Source organism: Flavobacterium sp. J49, assembly GCF_011742145.1.
In the GTDB taxonomy this organism is placed as follows: domain Bacteria; phylum Bacteroidota; class Bacteroidia; order Flavobacteriales; family Flavobacteriaceae; genus Flavobacterium.
On sequence record NZ_JAAQQU010000104.1, the window covers coordinates 741,206 to 761,528 of the forward strand.

Here is a 20,323-nt window from a genome sequence, read left to right on the forward strand (position 1 = left end):
TTGGTGAAAATTCAAATAAGGAAAGGTCGTTTTTTAAACGGCCTTTTTTTATGAAATCCATTATTGTTTGCTATTTTTACCAAAATAAATCATCGTATTTTGACCAACGAACGCATCATATTAGGCATTGACCCCGGAACAACCATTATGGGTTTTGGATTGATTAAAGTGGTCAATAAAAAAATGGAATTCCTTCAATTGAACGAACTCATTTTAAGCAAATATGATGACCACTATACAAAGCTGAAAGTCATTTTCGAACGCACCATCGAGCTCATTGAAACCCATCATCCCGATGAAATTGCAATTGAAGCTCCTTTTTTCGGAAAGAATGTTCAGTCAATGCTGAAACTCGGAAGAGCACAAGGTGTTGCGATGGCAGCCGGTTTGTCGCGTCAAATTCCCATCACAGAATACGAACCGAAGAAAATCAAAATGGCCATTACCGGTAACGGGAATGCCAGCAAAGAACAAGTCGCCAAAATGCTCCAACAGCTTCTTGGCTTAAAAGAATTACCCAAAAATCTGGATTCTACCGACGGTTTAGCCGCAGCAGTTTGTCATTTTTTTAACTCGGGAAAAGTAACCGGAACTAAAAGCTACAGCGGTTGGGATGCTTTTGTAAAACAAAACGAAGAACGAATAAAAAAATAGTGCTCGGTATTCAGTCTTCAATAAACGGTACTGACCACTAACCACTGACCACTAAATATGTCTGGCATCTACATCCATATTCCTTTCTGCAAACAAGCCTGTCATTACTGTGACTTCCATTTTTCGACTTCATTAAAGAAAAAGGACGAAATGGTTTTGGCATTAGCAAAAGAAATTGTTCTGCGCAAAGATGAATTTAAGAACGAAACAGTCGAAACCATTTACTTCGGTGGCGGAACGCCAAGTATTTTACAGACTTCAGATTTACGATTGCTGATTGATACGGTTTTTCAAAATTACAAAGTCGAAGCCAATCCCGAAATCACTGTCGAAGCCAATCCGGATGATTTAACCGAACAAAGAATAATCGAATTATCAAACAATTTGGTTAATCGCCTGTCAATCGGCATCCAATCTTTCTTTGAAGACGATTTGAAGTTGATGAACCGAGCGCACAATGTTGAAGAAGCCAAAAAATGTCTGGAAATTGCCACCCAATATTTTGACAATATCACCATCGATTTGATTTACGGCATGCCGAATATGAGTAACCAAAAATGGCTTCAGAACATCGAAACCGCTTTGTCTTACAATATTCCTCACATTTCGAGTTATGCGCTCACTGTTGAGCCGAAAACCGCTTTGCATAAGTTTATAAAGCAAGGTGTCATTCCGAAATTGGATGATGAATTGGCGCAAGAGCATTTTAATTTATTGGTAGACAAACTCGAGGAAAACGGATTCATCCATTATGAGCTGTCCAATTTTGGCAAAGAAAATTATTTTTCCAAAAACAACTCGAGTTATTGGTTGGGCAAAAAGTATATCGGAATCGGGCCGTCGGCTCACAGTTATGATGGCGAAAAACGAGGTTGGAATGTGTCTAATAATTCGCTTTACCTAAAATCTTTAGCCGAAAATAAAGTCCCGATTGAAACGGAAATCTTAACCAAAACCGATCGCTACAACGAATACATCATGACCGGTTTGCGAACGATTTGGGGCGTTTCTTTGGATAGAGTCGAAAAAGAGTTTGGGCCAAAATATTTAGACTATCTCAAACAACAAACCGCTAAATACATTGAAGATCATTTGCTTTTTATTGATGACAATATTTTGCGAACTACCAAAAGCGGCAAGTTTTTGGGAGACGGAATTGCAAGTGATTTGTTTTTGCTAAATTTGGAGTAAAATCCATTCCATTGAAAGCAGTAATCAATAATACATTCCAAATCGACTTATCAAAACCCATTGATATTTCCCTTCCATTATCTAACACCGATGCCAATCCGATTGCGTGGTATATCGAAAAACCCGAAATCAAACCGGTTAAATTCGGCGATTGGGTTGGGAAAGTATCTGAAGGCAGTTCGACCAATTTCAACAATATTTTCTTCAATCCGCACGGTCACGGTACGCATACCGAATGTCTCGGTCATATCACCAAAGAATTTTACAGTATTAATCAATGTTTGCAACAGTTTTTCTTCACGGCTGAATTGATTTCCATTGAGCCTAAAATGACAGGTTTAGATTTAATCATTACCAAAGATCAAGTTGTTGCTGCTTTGAACAGTAAAACTCCCGAAGCGATAGTCATTCGCACTTTGCCTAACCAAACCGATAAGAAACACAAAAACTATTCTCATACCAATCCGCCTTATTTAGCGGAAGAAGCAGCGATTTTTATTCGCGAAAACGGAATCAAGCACTTGTTGATTGATTTGCCAAGCGTCGATAGGGAAGAAGACGAAGGAAGATTATTGGCGCACAAAGCTTTTTGGAACGTAAAAAATGTCGATAATCTCAATACCGATGCACGATTGGATAGCACCATTACTGAAATGATTTTTGTAAACGATGAAATCCAAGATGGAAGTTACATTCTCAATATTCAAATCGCTTCGTTTGAAAATGATGCCTCGCCAAGCAAACCGGTTTTGTATAGAATTGAACACTAAAAAATGAACATCCAACAGCTTTACGAATTTTGTCTTTCCAAAAAAGGCGTAACCGAACACTTTCCGTTTGACGAAGACACTTTGGTGTTTAAAGTCGGAGGTAAAATGTTTTGCCTGACATCGTTAAAAGAATGGGAAAAAGGTACACCGTCGCTCAATTTAAAATGCGATCCGGAACGCGCCCAAGAACTACGTGCGGAATATGATGCCATCAATCCAGGCTTTCATATGAGCAAAATCCATTGGAATACGGTAAGTTTTAACAATGATGTTTCGGATAAAATGATGTGCGAATTGATTAACCATTCCTATGAATTGGTTTTCAAAAGTTTGACTAAAAAAAGTCAAAACGAAATTCTCGAAAATGAGAATTAGGCATTACTTTTGCTAAAAATATTGCGTCAAATTAAAACACAAGCCATGTTAGACAATTTAAAGAAGATATTAAACGAAGATCAAGACCCGAAAGCGATTGAGAAAATCACCAATAAGTTGGATAATTTATTAATGTCAAATGAGCATATCGGTTACATTGCGGTACAAAAAAAACCGGCGGTCAATATGTTTCCCGACAGCATAGTGGTAACCAATAAAAGAATTATCCTTTGTAAACCTAAGAACTTAGGCTTATCGATGGAGTTCATGGATTATGATTGGGATGATATTGAAGCCAGTTTTGTAAAAGAAGGGATTTTAGGTGCTGATTTTACGTTTTCCACCAAGTCTGATTTAACGCATACGGTTGATTATTTACCTAAAAATCAAGCGCGAAAATTATACACTTTTGCCAAAGAACAATTGGATTTATTAAAACATCCAAAAGCGGAAGCCTCAACTGTTGAGCAGTCCAAAGCTGTTGAGGTTACAGAAGAACCACAAACCATCGAAGAGCCCGAAGTAATTGAAGAAATGGCGACCGAAGAAGTAACCAATTTTGCCGAAATCATTCCGGTAGAGCAATCAGGATATCGTGATGAAAAGCAATTTCCGGATGATAAATCAGGTTTGGCCGAATTGTCGCAAGACGAATTGTTTGAAAAACTACAGAACTACAAAAAATTATTAGACAACGGACTGATTCTTCAAGGCGAATACGATGCTTTAAAGAAAGAAATCCTGAGCCATATGTAATTTAGGGGATGAGTAGTAATAAGAGACCCGAGGCGAAGCCGAATTGAGCGAAGCAAAAAGGGAATAGTTAATTATATTTTTAACTATTCCCTTTTTGCTTTTCCCTTGTCCCTTTTTCTACATCGACTTCTTCTGCTTATCTACAAAACCATCAGCCTGAAGCTTGAGCAACTCAATGGCACCTTTTTTCTTATAGTTGTAGATTTCTTTGTCGTCGCGTATGTCGGCATAGACTTTATCATAGATTTCGGCATCGGTTTTCTTCTGCAGTTCGCTTTGGTAGCGGTTTTGTTCGATTACATTTTTGATGCCCATTTCTTTATCTTCTTGTTTCAAATCGTATTCGCCTTTTGGGGATAATAATTTGGCAATAATTGGAGAAGTTTCTATCGCTAAAAACAACAACATGATAAAGAACGAAGGCAACCAAGGCAATTTCCCCAAAGCATTAATTCGCGCCATTAAACCATCAAAACTGTCAATGATAGGTTGCGTTTCGGTCACTTTTTTGTCTAAATCTGCTTGTAATGTTTTGCTCCTGGCTTCTTTTTCGGCTAAGATTTTAGCACTGGTAATTTTTAAGGAATCCAATTGTTTGGTCGCCAAATCATGAGCCGCACGCTTCTCTTTATAAATAGGTCCTTTCCCCATTTTTTTGGTTCCGGCAGTTCCTTCCGCTTCGGTGATATAGGAGTTATATAAGGAAGAAACTTCTTTTTCTTTTTTGGTTATGGATGATTTTAAACTGTCCATTTCGGCTTTGTTTTTATCCACATCGCCTTTGAAATAATTGGTCACTTGATTTTTATTAGCAGTCGCCAATTCATTTTTCTCCTTTAATAAAACGGTATTGATTTCTTTTTCAAAAATTTTGATTTCCAAGGGTTTTGAAATCACGATAGCGATAATAGTAGCCAATACTATTCGAGGTGAAGCTTGGATAAATTCGTCTAAAAAACGATCTCTTTTTTTGATGGTAGAAACGATAAACCGATCGAGATTGAAAATTAAAAATCCCCAAATTAGTCCGAAGAAAACGGCGGTATAAATATTGTCGAAAACCGTATAAAGCGCATAACTTCCGGCGATGAAAGCCATGATTGCAGTAAAAAATACGGTAGCACCGATGCCGGCGTATTTGTTTTGTTCGCCATTGGAACAAGAGTTCACGATGTCGCTGTCGACACCGGAACAAAGGAGGAAGAAACGCTTTAACATGATGATTGGTTTTACTCCAAAACGAGTTTGGAAGATTTTGATTATGATGATTATACAAATATAACGCCAAAAGTTGAGGTTTATTGTAAGGTCTTGATTTTTAATAAAAAACCCGCTTATCTTAGCGGGTTTGGGATGAATTCTTGTACCGAAACTAATTCGCCTTTTTCGTATTTCTTGATGCCGATAACTTTGCCGTTTTTGTCAAAAAAGGTCCATTCTCCTATGATGTACCAATGGGTTTCTTCATTTTCTTCTACCATCATTGATTGACCTGTTGAAGTAATGTGACCTTCAGAGTCAAAGGTGGTGATGTAACAAATGCCGTCCTTGTATTTTTCGGTTTTGACTAGTTTTCGGTTTTCGTAATATTTCCAGGTTTTGATTTCTATACTCTTTTTGTATCGTCCTTTTGATTTGTAAAGAATACCGTTGACAGTGTCTTTGTAAATCCATTTGCCAACGCGGTCATGGTTTACTGTTCGGTTGATTTTGCAACTGCTAACCAATACAATTAGCATCAAAAAGGATAGAAACCTCCAATTCATTTACTCGGATTTTATTGAAATCGGTAAGCTGTACATTGTTCTGACCGGTTTTCCGTGTATTTTTCCCGGTTTCCATTTAGGCGAGTTTTTCAAGACTCTTTCTGCTTCTTCTCCGGTTCCGTAACCCATGTCTCTGAGGATTTTTATGTTGGATAAACTGCCGTCTTTTTCCACGATGAAACTGGCAAAAACCCTTCCTTTCAGTTTGTTTTTGGTGACTTCTTCCGGTATTTTATAGTTGGTGCCAATGTATTTGTAAAAGGCTTCTAGTCCTAATTCAAACTCGGGTTTTTCAGTTACTTCAGCTACCGATTTAACATCAGTGCTGTCTTTTTGTGGTTTTACTTCCGAACCGTACATTGGTTTTGGTTTTTGAGCAATTTGTTTTTTCCTAACCGTATCTTTTATGTATAAATTATAACCTTCTTTTCCTTTAGTTTGCCAAACAATAGTGTCCGGTTTTGTTGTTTTGCTTAGAATTTCATCAACTTTATTTTTTTTGTAGTTTGATATTACCATTTTTAAAGTGTCATTCCCAAAATGCAAATGGCTGTTTTTTAAATTTTCATCAAAATATTTTTTAGTGTACAGTGTATATTGATATTCTTGAGGAAACCTTTTTGATCTTGCATTTTTATGTACAAAACTATAGGTGTAATGTGAAAAATCGGTTCTCTTGTATTTTTGAATTTCTGCCGCGCTACTTGTTTTACCGTTTATCCAAACTGCCATATTTTTGGTTTTCATTTTTTGAAACAAAGGTTCAGGAACTTCTTTTGAGATAATCATATCAGGAACCCAACTCAAATAGCTTCTTTTTTCTTCAAGGGTTAGTTCTTCATACATTTTGTCTATCGTTATGCCATTTCTTACATCTTTTAAAATGATTCTGACGTTTGAGTAATAACGATCTCTAATTTTATCTTCACTTGTGAGGTTTTTTTCGGTCTTATTTGTTGTCGGTAATGCTTTTTCCTGCGCCACAATTTCAATACAGAAAAAGTAAATTAAAGCCACTAGAATCGGTGTTATGGCAATTTTTTTCAAAAAGGCGATGCTTCTCGAAGTGTTTTTGGTCATCATAATCAATCGTTTTTTGGTTACTAAATAATTCAAATTACTGGCCAAGTAAATCGTTTGGTTGCCGTTTCCTTTTTGCAATAGCAAGCTTTGGTAAAACGGAACATCATTATAGGATTCTACCACTTGTTCGTCTGCAAGGAATTCGTGGTTGAGTTGGATGGCTTTTTTATAGAAATACAAAACCGGATTGAACCAAAAAACGGTTTTCAAAAATTCAACAAACAAGATGTCTAAAGTGTGTTTTTGGGTAACGTGAACTAGTTCGTGTGTGTACAATTCATCTTCAATATTTCTTTGGTTGTAATCGTCAAAATTGATGAAGATGGAATTCAAGAAAGTATGTGGAAGTGTTTTTTCATCGACTAAAACCAGCTTGGCGTTTTTGTATTTTACGATTGGATTGGAACTTGATTTTGAAGTTAATTTACAAATGTTTTTACCGAATCGAATGCCTAAAAAAAGTGTTGTTACTGCGTATAAACTCCATAAAACAATCGGTGTATAATCAATAGTTTCTATAACCGGAATGGTTTCATCCGACATTGGAAACGGCATGTAAATTGGTTCCGTGATTGCTGCAACCGGAATTTCTTTGATTATTTCAAAAGTTATAAACGGAATCACAAGCGAAATCACAATCGAAAACAACAAGTAAAACCGATTGAATTGGTGCATTTTTTCTCTTTCTAATACCAAATGATAGAAGCCAAGAAAGACAATTAAGCTTATGGTTGAAGTAATTAAGAAGTCGATCATTTTTTCTTTTTTTGAAGTTCAACATCGATGATTTTCTTTAAATCTTCCAATTCTTTTTCAGACAAATTAGTCGAAGTCGTAAAGAACGAGGCAAATTGGGAAGCCGAATCGTTAAAGAAGTTTTTAATCAATCCGTTAACGTGTTTAGAAAAGTAATCCGATTTTTTTACCAACGGATAATATTCTCTGGAGTTTCCAAATTCGTTGTAAGCCACAAATTTTTTGTCAATCATTCGTTTCAAAAGTGTGGCTACGGTTGTCGTTGCCGGTTTGGGTTCGGGAAAGGCTTCTAATAAATCTTTCATGAAAGCCTTTTCAAGTTTCCACAAATGTTCCATCAACTGTTCTTCTGAATTGGATAACTGCATTGCTCTACGTTTTTAGAAATTACTCTACAAATGTAGAATAAAAATTCAATTCTACAACTGTAGAGTAAAAATTTAACATTTAGGTCTAATTTAATCTTGACTTGCGTTAAGGATTGCAGTGGAAATCCTTTTCCTTGAAAAGGAAAAGATTGTAATGGAAAGCCTGACCTTGTTGCTTTAGAGAATTTCTATTTAGATAAAATGTTGTGCAACAAGGGAACGCCCAAAATAAAAAATCCGTTTACTCAACTGAATAAACGGATTTATAATTTGCGAATCTGCGGTTAACTATTTCGACAATTCAACAAAATATTTATAGAACAACGGAATCGTCTCAATCCCTTTCAAGTAATTAAAAACTCCGAAATGTTCGTTTGGCGAGTGAATCGCATCGCTGTCTAAACCAAATCCCATCAAGATAGTTTTTGATTTCAATTCTTTTTCAAACAAAGCCACAATCGGAATACTACCGCCTGAACGCACCGGAATCGCTTGCACACCGAAGGTTTCGGTATAAGCTTTATTTGCTGCTTTGTACCCAATGCTGTCGATAGGCGTTACATAACCTTGACCGCCGTGATGCGGTGTAACTTTTACTTTTACCGCTTTTGGCGAGATGCTTTCAAAGTGGTTTTTGAATAATTCGGTGATCTCTTCCCAGTCTTGGTTGGGCACCAAACGCATCGAGATTTTGGCGTAAGCCTTACTCGCAATAACTGTTTTCGCACCTTCGCCCGTATAACCGCCCCAAATTCCGTTGACGTCTAATGTCGGACGAATTGAGTTTCTTTCATTGGTCACATAGCCGGTTTCACCATAAACATCGGCGATGTCTAAAGCTTGTTTGTATTTGTCTAAAGAGAAAGGAGCTTTTGCCATTTCTGCTCTTTCGGCAGTGGAAAGTTCTTCTACTTTGTCATAAAATCCGGGAATCGTAATGTGGTTGTTTTCGTCATGCAAAGAAGCAATCATCTTAGTCAATACATTGATAGGATTCGCAACTGCGCCACCGTACAATCCGGAGTGTAAATCTCTGTTTGGCCCGGTCACTTCGACTTCCACATAACTCAACCCACGCAAACCGGTGGTGATACTCGGCTGTTGGTTGGATATCATTCCGGTATCGGAAATCAAAATTACGTCGCAGCTCAGTTTTTCCTGGTTTCTTTCAACAAACCAACCTAAGCTTTTCGACCCGACTTCTTCTTCACCTTCAATCATGAATTTTACATTACAAGGAAGTGAATTGCTTTGAATCATGTATTCAAATGCTTTTACATGCATATACATTTGCCCTTTGTCATCACAAGCACCACGGGCGAAAATCGCGCCTTCAGGATGGATTTCGGTAGTTTTGATTACCGGTTCGAATGGTGGAGAAGTCCACAATTCCATTGGATCCGGTGGTTGTACGTCGTAATGGCCGTAAACTAGAACCGTTGGTAAGTTCTTGTCGATGATATGTTCCCCGAAAACGATTGGATAACCCGGCGTTTCGCAAATTTCTACAAAGCTACAACCGGCTTTTTCCAAGCTGGCTTTTACGGCATCGGCGGTGTTGATTACATCTTGAGCATATGCGCTGTCGGCACTTACCGAAGGGATTTTCAAGAGTTCAATTAACTCATTGATAAAACGTTCTTTATTTTGTTGAACGTAATTTTTGATGTTGTCCATGGGTTTAAATTTGTTGTGCTTCAAAAGTACGAAATTGGCAGATATTTTTTTTAATAATTTTCCTTTGAAAGTTTGAAGTTATGATTATATTTGCACTCACGAATTTTGCGGGTATGGCGAAATTGGTAGACGTGCCAGACTTAGGATCTGGTGCCGCAAGGCGTGTAGGTTCGAGTCCTATTACCCGCACTTTTTAAAATTACAAAACCCTTAAAATCAACATTTTAAGGGTTTTTTATTTTTATTTTTGCCGAAATTTTGCCGAAAAAATCAGTTTACGCAACGAACAAGTTCTTTTTTATTTTCTCATAATTTGGGAGTTGTGGATATGAATTCACCTTGATCCAATCATTAAATATTACCTCGACAAACTTTCTATCTGTTGCATTTTTTGCTTTTTCGAGGGGATCATCTTTAAAATTTTTGATTTCTAAAACCACATGCCAATAATTTAAAGCAACAGGATCATGAACGAATCGAATACGTCCTAACAATTCGATATCTCCAGGTGGTTTGTTTGACAAAATATTAGATCCAAATGATGCTTTAAATTTTTCAATCTCTTTATGGAGCTGTGGATTAGAAGATAGGTTATATGGCAAAGTTATATCATGTAATTCATTTGCATTTATAAAAATAGATCCTTTTGTGTCATCGATACTGTAATTTTCCAAATATTTGGATAAATAAACATTACCGCCAGTCCATGAATCGGCTCCGGCATTCGTCGCAATAAACTTAGAATGTTTTGCTTTAAATCTAGCGCCCATAATATTAAGTGACAAATACGGAATCCTTTTTAGGTCTAAGGCATCTTCATTTAACAAAAAGGAACCATCATTAAAAATATGGAATGTTTCAGATTGAGGAAGTTCGGATCTCCTTAAAACATAAATTATCCCACCTGAAACTAATTCGTTAAAATCAATTTTTAGTTTAAATTTTGTTTTAGGTAAAATTTCAAAAGGATAGTTTAATCGCCCGGTGAGTCGTAAAATTTTACAGTGACAAATATTCTTTAAACTTTCCAGTAAATTCTTTAATTTCTGCGACATCCGATGCAATTAATTTTCTGTCGATAAAATAAGAATAAATGATGTCTGTATCACTGTCCTTAATATCTTTACTGACAATTAACATTTTATTATTGTTAAAAATGGTGGTAATCTTTAATAATTCAGACTTAGTAAACTCCAGGTGTACATCATTGAATCTTAACTCAGAAATGTAATTACACAGTAAATTGAAGATTTTATCTGTGGAATTAGTCAAGTTTTTATTTTGTTTTAACATTGAGTATAAATCATTAATTTTTGATTTGTTTGTGTTGAAAAATTCCGGTAAACTAACTTTAAAGAACTCAGTTTGATTTGAAATTCCTTTGATTGAATCGAAGTAAACGTGAGTCTTAGGTTGGGGTTTGAAGTTAAGCAATAACATTTCAGAGTTATAACAATCCAATGAAGATGTAGTCCTTGAATTTTGATTTTCATAAAATTTTTGAAGAATAACATCGTTAGTAGTAACAACACTTCTTTGAATTTCTTGATTATCTGTCTGCATCAGTAAGTTGGATTTAATGTTTGAATGAATTCTCTTTTCAAGAGACCAAAGAATAATTTCTTTAAATCTGTGTGTAAATTATCAATAATTTTATAGACATCATTGTTTGGATTTAAATCATTTACAAATGAAGCATCTATATCTATATATAAGCCTCTTCTTTCATCGTCATGTTTTAATATTTTGGTATTTGGAGTAATTTGCAACAGTAAAGTACTGTTGTCAGTTTTAAAATAAGATTGGAAACCTGCAAAGATACTCTGCATGCCATTTATTTGAATAGTTGGGATCTCTGCCAGCGCATTATTGGGATTGGTAATGTCATCTAACATACTGCCATACCTTACTCCACATCTTTCGATTTTATTGATAAATCCTAATTTGAAAATTTTTTCTAACGAATCTTTAATAAAAGGAAAATAATTGCGCCAATATTTATATTCTGAATTATGTTCAAAAGAGATACTGTTCGTAGTGAATGAAATAAGGTACTCATCATTTGAAAGGATATAATCCGCTGCAAACCTAAATTGTTCTTCTTGTTTTTTTAGTTCATCTGGAATGTTGCCCTTATCTAACTTTGGAAATTTGTCTGAGAATGTCAATACCATCTTCTGTAACATTTCTTCCTTTGTAATATTGGTAGAAAATCTTATTTCGATCGTTGTAATGAACAATGGGTTTGGAGAAATACTCGTTGGTAGCTGCATACTATAAATTACATTTAGATGTAAGTCTGTGTAAAATTAAACTATATAAATGTCTAAATATATACTTTTTCACAAAATTTTATATATTTTAGGTTAAAATGCTTTATATAAAATTAAGTATTCTAATTCCATATTGGTTCTAACTCCCACTCCTTAGGGAATCCCATTTCTTTTTCTTGATGTAAAGGACAGTTTTGCATAATTTGTTTTAAACGATCTTTAAAGTCGTTTCCGGGACTAATTATATTCAAAACATACTGAACACAGGATAGTGTTGCATATAACTTATTTGTGTAAACATCTTGATTTTGTAAAAATTGATTAGCTGTATTATACGGTAAAACAATTTTTACTAATCTTCGATTCCATACACGACCATGATGAGCACATATATTTCTGAGACTGCAGAAACAAAACAACCAATTTTCAAAAATATTTACATCTTTTATTCCGAAGTGATTTGCAACCTCTTTTTTTTCATTTGTTTTCACCAAATTTTGGTAAATCCTAGAAAGTAATCCAATGCTACTAACCTCTAATGACATCCAGCAAGGCGGCTCTGTTGGAAATGTATATTTATTTTGATAGTGTGTTATAAATGTTTCGGATCCGCGATTAATTTCTTTTTGTAAATCAGTCACTTGATTTGCAAAACGCATACTGTCTCTATAATGCTTTGGATCAATATGCCAATGAGAACCATGTTTTAAAGAATAGTGGTAAATTATTTGTGTTCTTAATGAGATCTCGATTTTTTCCATTGCATCGAAAATTAATAGCCTTAATTTTCTATCAAAAACATAAAGAGTAATTATATCTTCAAAAGATATTTTCTGAACGAATGGATGATTAATATCTGCATTATCTTGAAAAGGATAAGTATAAGCTCTTAATCTATAAAAACTTATGTTGGAAAGATAATCAGCTGCCTTTGATTCATTCCCAAAGGATAAACCTCGATCTTTGAGTTTTTGAATTTGATCAAGTATTGAAATTGACGGTTTAGTATATTTCATAAAAATCGAAAACCAGCCCGGGTGCGCTGATCGAGGGAAGCGTGGCTGGTATTATTGATGCAAATGTATAAATGTTTTTAATCTAAACAATTTTTTTTAACCTTTTTAACGATGTATTTATAAGAAAATCCGACAATCTGCATGTTTTTTATCGGGTTTTGATTCATTTCATCGATTTTTAAAAAATTAGAAAGTCTAATTATTTCTCTAATATGAATGTTATTGCATAAGCGGTAGAAGTTGTTAATTCAGTATGTATTGTTTGTCTTATGATATATCCTTCTTCTAAATATTTCGTAAGTTGAGGATATTCGGTTTCTAAAAAAACTTTGGATGTGGTTGTTACTCCAACGGTTAATTGAGTAATTGTTATTACTTTTTGCATAATTATTAATTTAATTTGTTTAGATAAAATTATTGACAATTTTTGAGTAGACCTTTTTTAATCGTTTAAATGCGGATAAATTGGTTAAAAAGAGTGCAGGAAATAAAAAGTTTTGAGGTTTTCACTTACCTATGTTACTCTACAATGTAAAACCCCAATAAAACAAAGGCTTGCAAAACTGTAAATTAATTAAAAGGTAGTTACCCCAACCAACCTTAGTTACCCTAATCAAAAGGTAAGATATGGTAACTTAGGGTAAGATGAAATTAAAATAAGTTACCTATAATAAAGTCAGCAAAATTAAAGGTTTTTAAAAAATAAGGTAACTTAGGTAACTACTTTTTACTTAATTTTTGTATTTTTTAAATACTCCCTTTTATTTTTACTGCTTTTTTATCCATTCGGGTATTCTTTTTTCACAACCCAATATCCCCAAACGCCATTGTGTTTTTTTCTGATAAATCCGCACTTTTGCATAGCCCTGCCAATTGCTTCTTTGTTTAATCTCATATTGGAAGTATATACGTTAATGTAGTTTAAAATCCACGTTGCTGTTAAGAACTCCGCATTTTCAATATTTGTTGGCACTTCAAAGTATTTTGGTATTAATTCCCGCTCCGGCGATAAAATTTGAAATTTATCATTTCTAAGTTCATTAAGTCTAATGTCTTCCGGTGTCATTTCTGCTTTGAAGGTTTCATCCTTAGACAACGAATACGCTTGCGCCCAAAGGTTGTCTATATTAAATTCAAGACTATAATTGAAATTAATTTTTTTGACTATGAAACATAGCCAACGAACGGAACCGGTTTCATCAACTAAAAATGAACTCATGTTTGTTGAACCTATAAAGTTAGCAACCCTTGAAATAACTATGTCTTTTTTTCCATAGGGAAGTCTTGTTTTAATTTTATCGGAACTAAACAACGATTTTAATTTATTAATATCTGTTTTCGACAATGTAGCTAATTCATCTAAATTTATTATAAAATTTTGACCAAGTCTTTTAAGTGCATCTTTATCCTCCGGTAAATTTTCACAATAGTATTTATTGAATGATGTAGGTACTAGGAACCTGATAAGGGTTGTTTTGCCAATATTTTGACCTTTTGCATCGTCTGACAAAACAAAAGCTTGTTTATTATAGTATCCATCCGTTGTAGAACACTTTACAGACCTGACACACCATTTTGTAAATTGATAAATAAATTGAGATCTGTCTTCGCCTTGTTCTAATTCTACATAATCCAAAAATTGTTTTATAAAATCCGTTTTTTTATCCCATTCCGGCAAGTTTTCAAAGTAAATTTTTATCGGGTTAAATTTTGGCACAAAATCACTCAATAATATTGAACTTAAGTTTCCTTTAGAAATTTTTAAATGCTTTTTTTGCATTTCCACATACAGACTGTCTTCGTTTAATTCTTTCCAGTCATTTTTGTCTTTTGGACTTATCTCAATTTCATTTGCAATAACATCAAACCTTAAATCGTAGTGTTTAGAAATGTAATTTTCAGCTTTGTGGAAAATGGTTAAATCTGTGTTTTCCGTAACCTCTTTACCGGCATTTTTATTTTTTACTGCTAAATCAATAATTTTCTGAAAATCAGCAGCAGTATATTCTTGAAAATAATCGGTAACATCATATCCCTTTATATTTTCGTTTGCTGGCAATTGCAATGCTATGATTTCAGGAAATCTTTTAACTAATGCATTTCTGCCTTTTTCGCCGGCTTCATCGTTATCATAACATACAAACAAATGAGTACATCGCTTTTGCAAAAGTTCTATTTGTTCTGGTTTTGGATTTCCTGATTCGCTTCCAAATGTAACCGCATTAAATCCCCTAGAGTTTGCTATAATAGTGTCCTTTTCTCCGGCACAAATTATAATGATTTCCTTTTTTTCTGTTCCTAATTGCTCAAATCCAAAAATGCCCGACTTAAAAGCTGGTAAAACATTTTTCTTTACTCCAATGTCAGGCTGGAATGGAATGTATAATTTAATTTGTCCGTCTAATTCGATGACAAAAGCCACACTTCCATTTTTTGTGTATATTGGTTTTTTACCGCTCCAGCAGTAAGAAGAAATTGAACTTACATTGTATTTTTCCAAAACAGCTTTTGCAATACCCAATTTTTCCCAGTACTCCAAGTCAAGGGCTGTAAATTCTCGTTTAGTTACTGTCAAAGTCTTTGAAGAAGTTTTGTCTTTTGCAATACTTTGATTTGATGTTTGCAAAACCTCTTTTTTAGCCGGATATGGTGGTTTTACGCTGTTTTGATTGATTTCTAAATCGATATTTATATCTATTGCAATGGTGCTACACACTTTTACAAAGTCTGTTTTGCAATCCAGCTGATTTAAGTCTGCGACAAATTGCCAGACATCACCGTTACGAGAACTTTCATTGTGTCCTTTGTATTTCAAAACATCGCCATCGTAGTAAAAATGGAATGAAGGGTTTTTGTCTTTGTCCGTAAATGGATTTGACACTCTCATGTTTTTTGGGAAAGATGGAATGCCTAAATAGTGAAGATAAATATCTTCTTGTGTCGTTTGAGATAAAATTTTATCTTTGATGCTTGAATTTGAATACATAAAATCATTTTTTTTACACCGTTTGCAAAAGCCATTTGCAAACGGTGTTTTGTTATACATTACTTTTTTTTAGGTTCTTTAGGGGCATAAACAGCTTTTGCAAAGGAGTTTTGCAAAATGACAGTTGCTTTTGCAAAACCCATTACTGATGTGTTTTTGATGAAAATTTATTGTGTTTTTGAAGTGCTTCCATTACATCGCTTTTTTTATACCGGATTTTATTGCCGATTCTAAATGCCGGAATAATGTCTTTTCGCGTGTAGTCCCATAAGGTTGTGAGACTGATGCCTAACATTTCGGCTGTTTCCGTTCTGGAAAGAAGTCTGTTGTCATCGTTGCTTTTAGTGGAACTTGCAAAATTTTCCAATACAACTTTGATACCGTCTAGGATTTCATTAGTAAAACCTTCTGCGGTTGTGTTTTCGATTTGTACGATTGATTTAGTCATGGGTCTATTTTTTATTGTTATAGACCACAAATTGACGAAGATGGATTTGTTTGAAACAATTAGGGTAACCCTGTGAGTTACCCTAACGTTTTTTGTTAAAGACGGTTTTTAATAAATATTCAATTGCGTCTTGTTCGGTAAAGGCTTTGTTTTTCTGCCTGTCGCCGTTTAATTTTAATCTAATTTGGATTAGATTATTTAATTTGATTAATTCGTCATTATCAAGATGAATTGCTATGTTAAAAACATCATTGGCTTTCATATATTTAGAAGTCTAAATTACAATCACAATCTACAACGTAGTCAGGTTTATAAAAATTCATGAACATTGCAACCGCAGTAAAAGTTTCATCATATTTAAATTGCAAAAGTCTTTTTATTAATTCTTCCTGATTCACAAAACTTATATCTGATTTTGTGTGTATTAATTCATCTCTAAGCTTTTTTAGATTGGTGATATGTTGGGTGTGAATTGTTTGACGTGAAAAAAAGTTAGCCCCATTCAATAGTTGTGGTAATACTTTTTTTAGTTTATCATCAAAAGCAATATGCCTTTGAATTTGTTTCTTATTGTAGTATGCTGTATTTCTGTCAGTTTCTAACGAATATGATTTGTCATCGGGAAGTATATGATTGATAAAGCTTTCAAGAGCAGTAAATAGAAAAATAATGCAGCCACTAGCATTGCCGTAATAATGATAAATATCATTCGTTGCATCTTCTCCAAACTTGTCGTTTTTTGAAGTTAATTTTTCAAGGAGTTTTACTTCAAATTCTTTTCTCTCTTTGTTCTGATTATAAGCACTATCATAATAAACTAAGGTCAAATCAGGGATTGGGATAAAAGCAATTCCATTTGAGTGCTTATAAGGAAATGCCTTTATTATAAAGTTTTTTTCAGTTGTAACAAAAAGGTCTTTCTGTTTTGCTTTTTTAAATAAGTTGCCATCATTAATAGATACTTCCTCTCCAATTTCTTTTAATTTATTGGCTCCTTCCATTTGAAAGAGATATTTTTTCTTGATGTGCTTCATAATTTTACTTTATCAATCTCTTTCATCAACCTATCCGTTTCCGTTAATGCCACTATTATCTTTTGGTAATGGAAAAGCTCTTCAGTTGAAAGCTCACGGTCTTTTCTATCCTTTAGCCATTTTTGAGCCGGCTGGTACCCGCCAATGTAGAAATTCCATGCTACTTCGGGTACGTTTGCAAAGTATTGCAAGTCGTTGATGTAAACCTTGCCATCCTTATAAATTGGCTTTGTGACAACGTTATTGCCGTCTTCGGGATATTGGGTAATGTATTTGTCAACTATTGGACTTTCTAGTAAATGAATTTCACGCAACTGACTACCTAAATCTACCAAATCAAAAAACGTTTTTTGGTCTTTTGGGTAAGGCACTCTTGGGAAATCTATTTTAAGAAACTCTTTGTATTTTTCACGGTAGTTAGGACTATGTAACACGGCATAGATATAATCTAACAAGTCAATAGGAGTAAAGGTATTGGCTTCTACAGTCTGCTCTTTGTTTGCAGGTTTCTCAGGACTAAAGAACATACCGGTTTCTTTGGCAATAGCATTCACAATCTCCATGTTAAGATTAGGAACACGATTATTGGTTTCAAAGGCACTTTGTTGGGTTGTGGTTTCGGAATATAGGTAGAGGGGAAATATGCTTTCAGCACCTTGCATACCGGGACTTGACCAGCCTCTTCTATCTGAAATATATTTTGTAATAAAAGCAACAGGCGAATTTTCATTGTAGAAACCCCTTTTAGCAATAAATCCAATATTATCATTCAATAAATGCTTCATTACATTAAATCTTCCATTGCAAACAAAACCATTTTGCTTACCGGAATAAAAAGTTTTTCTAGTATCAAAAGGTCTATAACTTACATTTTGCCATACTTTTGTATTGTTTATGTTATTTTTTATATCTTCTTTAGCTCTTCCAATTTTCCAATCCCTTGCATCAGTAGTATCATATTTTTTTGCAATTTCACTTTCATCTAATTCTGCAAAATCTTTAATTACCTCTCTTAATGAATTTTCTTCAAAATGGATTGTTATAGCATCTCTAATAGTTTCTATTCCTGCAACATTTTCATTAAATAGATTGTCAACTTTAAATCCTTTTTCATATTCAATTTGTTCCCCAAAATCCTTTGGAACAAAGAAGTAATAAGGGTTTTCAAAATTTAACTTTTTCCAAATTAACTTTGAAATATTTTCTTCAAGTTTATGGTATTTAATATCTCTTTTTCCATACAAATCATAATGAAAAACTTCTCCTAGCTCATTCCTTTTCTTGTTTCCAGTTTTTACAAAAATATTAATAGAAACCCCTTGCATTATATCAAATACATTTTGGTCAACAGAGCCATCAGGACAAACTTCTTTTTTCTTTGCATTACCATGCAAATCAAGAATATATATTTTATCAAAACTCTCTAATAAATGTTTTCTCATTTGACGATGTGTAATGCCATCAATGAAGCTATTATTAGAAATATATGCTAAAATGCCACTTCCATTTTTATCAATAAAATATTGTCCAAAACGAGTAAATTTTATATAATCGTCATCAAGATTTATTTTTCTTTCATTTAAATCTTTTTTGTAGTCTTTAATTAAGTTTTGAATCCATTCGCTTTTATTGGAACTACTCACACTATAAGGCGGATTTCCCATTACAACCATCACAGGTGCATCACGTTTAATTGCGTTGGCTTGGTCTGCTTCGTCAGAAAGCCATGAACTAAATAAGGTTTGGGTATCGGGGTGTGCTTCTTCTAAACTGTTTGTTAGGAAAATTCTAAAACGTTGGTCATCGGTTGGTTTATAGCCGGTTTCCGTTAAGAGCATATCCATTTTAAGATGTGCCATTGCATATGAAGCCATTAGTAATTCAAAGCCGTTTAATCTTGGTATTAAATCATTGGTTACATACTTACTCCAAATGCCTTGTTGTCCTTCAAACTTCTTATGGATATGTTTTACTACTTCGGCTAGGAATGTTCCCGTGCCGGTGGCTGGGTCAAGTATTTGCACTCTGTGTACGTCGACTTCGGTAGCTACTTCTTTAATCTTGGCATCTTTACCTTTGGTTTGGGTTACGGCTGTTTTTTTGATTTTTATTTTGCTGGTATCGGCTAAACCATCTTTTAAATTGAATTCTGTTTTTAAAATATCATCAACTGCACGAACGATAAAATTAACTACCGGTTGCGGTGTGTACCATACGCCACGTGCTTTTCGTAATGCTGGATTGTATTCGCCTAAGAAAGTTTCGTAAAAGTGAACTACCGGGTCTTCTTGCTTGGTGCTACGACCAAAGTTTTTCATGATAACTGCCACATCACTTGCAAGAAAGATGGAAACTAATTCTTCCACAATCCAAACCAATCGGTTGTCAAGGTCATAACCGGCAATATCTTGAAATAATTTGCGTAAAAACGGATTACTTTTCGGAATTAAGGTTGCTGCTTCTTCACGTGAAAAAGTGGGTAGCGTAGGGTCGTGGTAACGTGCGGCAAACATACCGTATGCAATTGTTTGAGCATAAATGTCAGCAAAAGATTTGTTGTCAATATCATGAATCAACATTTGCTGAAAAGATAACATTTGACTTTTTATACTTGATCGTATGCCTTGCAAGTCATCATTGTTTAATGATTTTTCAATGACATCAGCCATTAATTTGGCTTTACCCGCCATCATTTGCGCCAGTTTAGTGGGCGATTTTATAGTTTGAGATACTGTTTGCGCAAAGTTTGCAATAAGGTTTGTAAACTGTTCAAAGTTGTCTTGCAATGCTACTATTGCACCATTTTCGATTTTTGCAATAGCTATTTTGGTAACGAATTCACCGTCTTTGTAAAAGTGAAAATCTAAATAATCAGTAAAAATTAAGTTTGATAGTCCGGCTTTGTAGCGGTCAAACTGTTCTTTTAATGTTTTGCTAGCTAAATCAACGCCAATATCCTTTGCTTCAATGTAGCCGATGGGAACATCTTTTCTAGTCAACACATAATCAGGCGCGCCACAGTCAACTCTTGCCGGTTCATTGGTAACTAGGACATCCGGTAAAATAGCCATAATTAGGTTTTGCAAGTCTCCTCTGTAGGAGTGTTCTCGTGCATTGCCGGTTTTATAAAGGATATCTAGTTTGGAAATGTATTGTTGAATGGTCATTGC

Annotated in this window: 20 protein-coding genes and 1 tRNA gene; 6 read left to right on the forward strand and 15 right to left on the reverse strand. The window is 34.4% G+C overall.

Features of this window, described 5'->3' with window-relative positions; genetic code table 11:
- Positions 1-99: 99 nt before the first annotated feature.
- From ruvC to HA632_RS09930, 5 genes are read left to right on the forward strand one after another with little or no spacing between them, the layout of a single operon-like run.
- Positions 100-654: a crossover junction endodeoxyribonuclease RuvC gene (gene ruvC, locus HA632_RS09910; RefSeq protein ID WP_176307009.1), complete on the forward strand. Its 555-nt coding sequence runs from the start codon at positions 100-102 to the stop codon at positions 652-654.
- A gap of 57 nt (positions 655-711) precedes the next feature.
- Positions 712-1,845: a radical SAM family heme chaperone HemW gene (gene hemW / locus HA632_RS09915; RefSeq protein WP_176307010.1), complete on the forward strand. Its 1,134-nt coding sequence runs from the start codon at positions 712-714 to the stop codon at positions 1,843-1,845.
- 11 nt (positions 1,846-1,856) lie between these two features.
- Complete coding sequence (locus HA632_RS09920; RefSeq protein WP_176307011.1) at positions 1,857-2,615, forward strand: cyclase family protein; 759 nt, start codon at positions 1,857-1,859, stop codon at positions 2,613-2,615.
- Positions 2,616-2,618: 3 nt separating this feature from the next.
- Positions 2,619-2,990 carry an MmcQ/YjbR family DNA-binding protein gene (locus tag HA632_RS09925; protein ID WP_176307012.1) on the forward strand — a complete coding sequence of 124 codons (372 nt, stop codon included), beginning with the start codon at positions 2,619-2,621 and terminating at the stop codon, positions 2,988-2,990.
- Positions 2,991-3,035: 45 nt separating this feature from the next.
- On the forward strand, positions 3,036-3,746 hold the full coding sequence (locus tag HA632_RS09930) for a PH domain-containing protein (RefSeq protein ID WP_176307013.1): 711 nt from the start codon (positions 3,036-3,038) through the stop codon (positions 3,744-3,746).
- A gap of 117 nt (positions 3,747-3,863) precedes the next feature.
- Here HA632_RS09930 and HA632_RS09935 read toward each other — a convergent pair whose 3' ends face one another.
- The 5 genes from HA632_RS09935 to HA632_RS09960 form a co-directional block, all read right to left on the reverse strand.
- Entirely contained in the window at positions 3,864-4,964 is a 1,101-nt protein-coding gene (locus HA632_RS09935; RefSeq protein WP_176307014.1) for a DUF4407 domain-containing protein, read from the reverse strand.
- 116 nt (positions 4,965-5,080) lie between these two features.
- Positions 5,081-5,512, reverse strand: a complete 432-nt coding sequence (locus HA632_RS09940; RefSeq protein ID WP_176307015.1) for a hypothetical protein — start codon at positions 5,510-5,512, stop codon at positions 5,081-5,083.
- Positions 5,513-7,351 (reverse strand): M56 family metallopeptidase, encoded by a 1,839-nt coding sequence (locus HA632_RS14010; RefSeq protein WP_228778774.1) that lies wholly within the window; start codon positions 7,349-7,351, stop codon positions 5,513-5,515.
- Entirely contained in the window at positions 7,348-7,719 is a 372-nt protein-coding gene (locus tag HA632_RS09955) for a BlaI/MecI/CopY family transcriptional regulator (RefSeq protein WP_176307016.1), read from the reverse strand. The genes HA632_RS14010 and HA632_RS09955 overlap by 4 nt, the downstream gene beginning before the upstream one ends.
- Before the next feature lie 288 nt (positions 7,720-8,007).
- Complete coding sequence (locus HA632_RS09960) at positions 8,008-9,396, reverse strand: dipeptidase (RefSeq protein ID WP_176307017.1); 1,389 nt, start codon at positions 9,394-9,396, stop codon at positions 8,008-8,010.
- A 107-nt stretch (positions 9,397-9,503) separates the two neighbouring features.
- Here HA632_RS09960 and HA632_RS09965 point away from each other — a divergent pair.
- Positions 9,504-9,585, forward strand: a tRNA-Leu gene (locus HA632_RS09965).
- Between the two features lie 86 nt (positions 9,586-9,671).
- Here HA632_RS09965 and HA632_RS09970 read toward each other — a convergent pair.
- The 10 genes from HA632_RS09970 to HA632_RS10015 all read right to left on the reverse strand — a co-directional run bounded on the left by HA632_RS09970 (position 9,672) and on the right by HA632_RS10015 (position 20,320).
- The gene (locus tag HA632_RS09970; RefSeq protein WP_176307018.1) at positions 9,672-10,451 is read right to left on the reverse strand and encodes a hypothetical protein; all 780 of its coding nucleotides are present in this window, start codon (positions 10,449-10,451) and stop codon (positions 9,672-9,674) included.
- A complete protein-coding gene (locus HA632_RS09975) occupies positions 10,396-10,959 on the reverse strand; it encodes a hypothetical protein (RefSeq protein ID WP_176307019.1) in 564 nt (187 codons plus the stop codon). Before HA632_RS09975 ends, HA632_RS09970 begins: the two co-directional genes overlap by 56 nt.
- Positions 10,959-11,669: a TIGR04255 family protein gene (locus HA632_RS09980; protein ID WP_176307020.1), complete on the reverse strand. Its 711-nt coding sequence runs from the start codon at positions 11,667-11,669 to the stop codon at positions 10,959-10,961. The genes HA632_RS09975 and HA632_RS09980 overlap by 1 nt, the downstream gene beginning before the upstream one ends.
- 122 nt (positions 11,670-11,791) lie before the next feature.
- Positions 11,792-12,685 carry an Abi family protein gene (locus HA632_RS09985; RefSeq protein ID WP_176307021.1) on the reverse strand — a complete coding sequence of 298 codons (894 nt, stop codon included), beginning with the start codon at positions 12,683-12,685 and terminating at the stop codon, positions 11,792-11,794.
- A gap of 199 nt (positions 12,686-12,884) precedes the next feature.
- A complete protein-coding gene (locus tag HA632_RS09990) occupies positions 12,885-13,070 on the reverse strand; it encodes a hypothetical protein (RefSeq protein WP_176307022.1) in 186 nt (61 codons plus the stop codon).
- Between the two features lie 393 nt (positions 13,071-13,463).
- Positions 13,464-15,731 carry a VapE domain-containing protein gene (locus tag HA632_RS09995; protein ID WP_176307023.1) on the reverse strand — a complete coding sequence of 756 codons (2,268 nt, stop codon included), beginning with the start codon at positions 15,729-15,731 and terminating at the stop codon, positions 13,464-13,466.
- An 82-nt stretch (positions 15,732-15,813) separates the two neighbouring features.
- Positions 15,814-16,119, reverse strand: coding sequence for a helix-turn-helix domain-containing protein (locus tag HA632_RS10000; protein ID WP_176307024.1), 306 nt, complete (start codon positions 16,117-16,119; stop codon positions 15,814-15,816).
- Between the two features lie 82 nt (positions 16,120-16,201).
- Positions 16,202-16,381 (reverse strand): hypothetical protein, encoded by a 180-nt coding sequence (locus tag HA632_RS10005; protein WP_176307025.1) that lies wholly within the window; start codon positions 16,379-16,381, stop codon positions 16,202-16,204.
- Positions 16,382-16,385: 4 nt separating this feature from the next.
- Positions 16,386-17,153 (reverse strand): hypothetical protein, encoded by a 768-nt coding sequence (locus HA632_RS10010; RefSeq protein ID WP_176307026.1) that lies wholly within the window; start codon positions 17,151-17,153, stop codon positions 16,386-16,388.
- Entirely contained in the window at positions 17,150-20,320 is a 3,171-nt protein-coding gene (locus HA632_RS10015) for a type ISP restriction/modification enzyme (protein WP_176307027.1), read from the reverse strand. Before HA632_RS10015 ends, HA632_RS10010 begins: the two co-directional genes overlap by 4 nt.
- Positions 20,321-20,323 lie beyond the last annotated feature (3 nt).

What these genes read in the sequence shown, in the direction of transcription:
- hemW (WP_176307010.1), top strand. Translation starts at nt 712, where the DNA reads ATGTCTGGCATCTACATCCATATTCCTTTCTGCAAACAAGCCTGTCAT.
- HA632_RS09925 (WP_176307012.1), top strand. Translation starts at nt 2,619, where the DNA reads ATGAACATCCAACAGCTTTACGAATTTTGTCTTTCCAAAAAAGGCGTA.
- HA632_RS09930 (WP_176307013.1), top strand. Translation starts at nt 3,036, where the DNA reads ATGTTAGACAATTTAAAGAAGATATTAAACGAAGATCAAGACCCGAAA.
- HA632_RS09935 (WP_176307014.1), bottom strand. Translation starts at nt 4,964, where the DNA reads ATGTTAAAGCGTTTCTTCCTCCTTTGTTCCGGTGTCGACAGCGACATC.
- HA632_RS09940 (WP_176307015.1), bottom strand. Translation starts at nt 5,512, where the DNA reads ATGAATTGGAGGTTTCTATCCTTTTTGATGCTAATTGTATTGGTTAGC.
- HA632_RS14010 (WP_228778774.1), bottom strand. Translation starts at nt 7,351, where the DNA reads ATGATCGACTTCTTAATTACTTCAACCATAAGCTTAATTGTCTTTCTT.
- HA632_RS09955 (WP_176307016.1), bottom strand. Translation starts at nt 7,719, where the DNA reads ATGCAGTTATCCAATTCAGAAGAACAGTTGATGGAACATTTGTGGAAA.
- HA632_RS09960 (WP_176307017.1), bottom strand. Translation starts at nt 9,396, where the DNA reads ATGGACAACATCAAAAATTACGTTCAACAAAATAAAGAACGTTTTATC.
- HA632_RS09970 (WP_176307018.1), bottom strand. Translation starts at nt 10,451, where the DNA reads ATGTCGCAGAAATTAAAGAATTTACTGGAAAGTTTAAAGAATATTTGT.
- HA632_RS09975 (WP_176307019.1), bottom strand. Translation starts at nt 10,959, where the DNA reads ATGCAGACAGATAATCAAGAAATTCAAAGAAGTGTTGTTACTACTAAC.
- HA632_RS09980 (WP_176307020.1), bottom strand. Translation starts at nt 11,669, where the DNA reads ATGCAGCTACCAACGAGTATTTCTCCAAACCCATTGTTCATTACAACG.
- HA632_RS09985 (WP_176307021.1), bottom strand. Translation starts at nt 12,685, where the DNA reads ATGAAATATACTAAACCGTCAATTTCAATACTTGATCAAATTCAAAAA.
- HA632_RS09990 (WP_176307022.1), bottom strand. Translation starts at nt 13,070, where the DNA reads ATGCAAAAAGTAATAACAATTACTCAATTAACCGTTGGAGTAACAACC.
- HA632_RS09995 (WP_176307023.1), bottom strand. Translation starts at nt 15,731, where the DNA reads ATGTATAACAAAACACCGTTTGCAAATGGCTTTTGCAAACGGTGTAAA.
- HA632_RS10000 (WP_176307024.1), bottom strand. Translation starts at nt 16,119, where the DNA reads ATGACTAAATCAATCGTACAAATCGAAAACACAACCGCAGAAGGTTTT.
- HA632_RS10005 (WP_176307025.1), bottom strand. Translation starts at nt 16,381, where the DNA reads ATGAAAGCCAATGATGTTTTTAACATAGCAATTCATCTTGATAATGAC.
- HA632_RS10010 (WP_176307026.1), bottom strand. Translation starts at nt 17,153, where the DNA reads ATGAAGCACATCAAGAAAAAATATCTCTTTCAAATGGAAGGAGCCAAT.
- HA632_RS10015 (WP_176307027.1), bottom strand. Translation starts at nt 20,320, where the DNA reads ATGACCATTCAACAATACATTTCCAAACTAGATATCCTTTATAAAACC.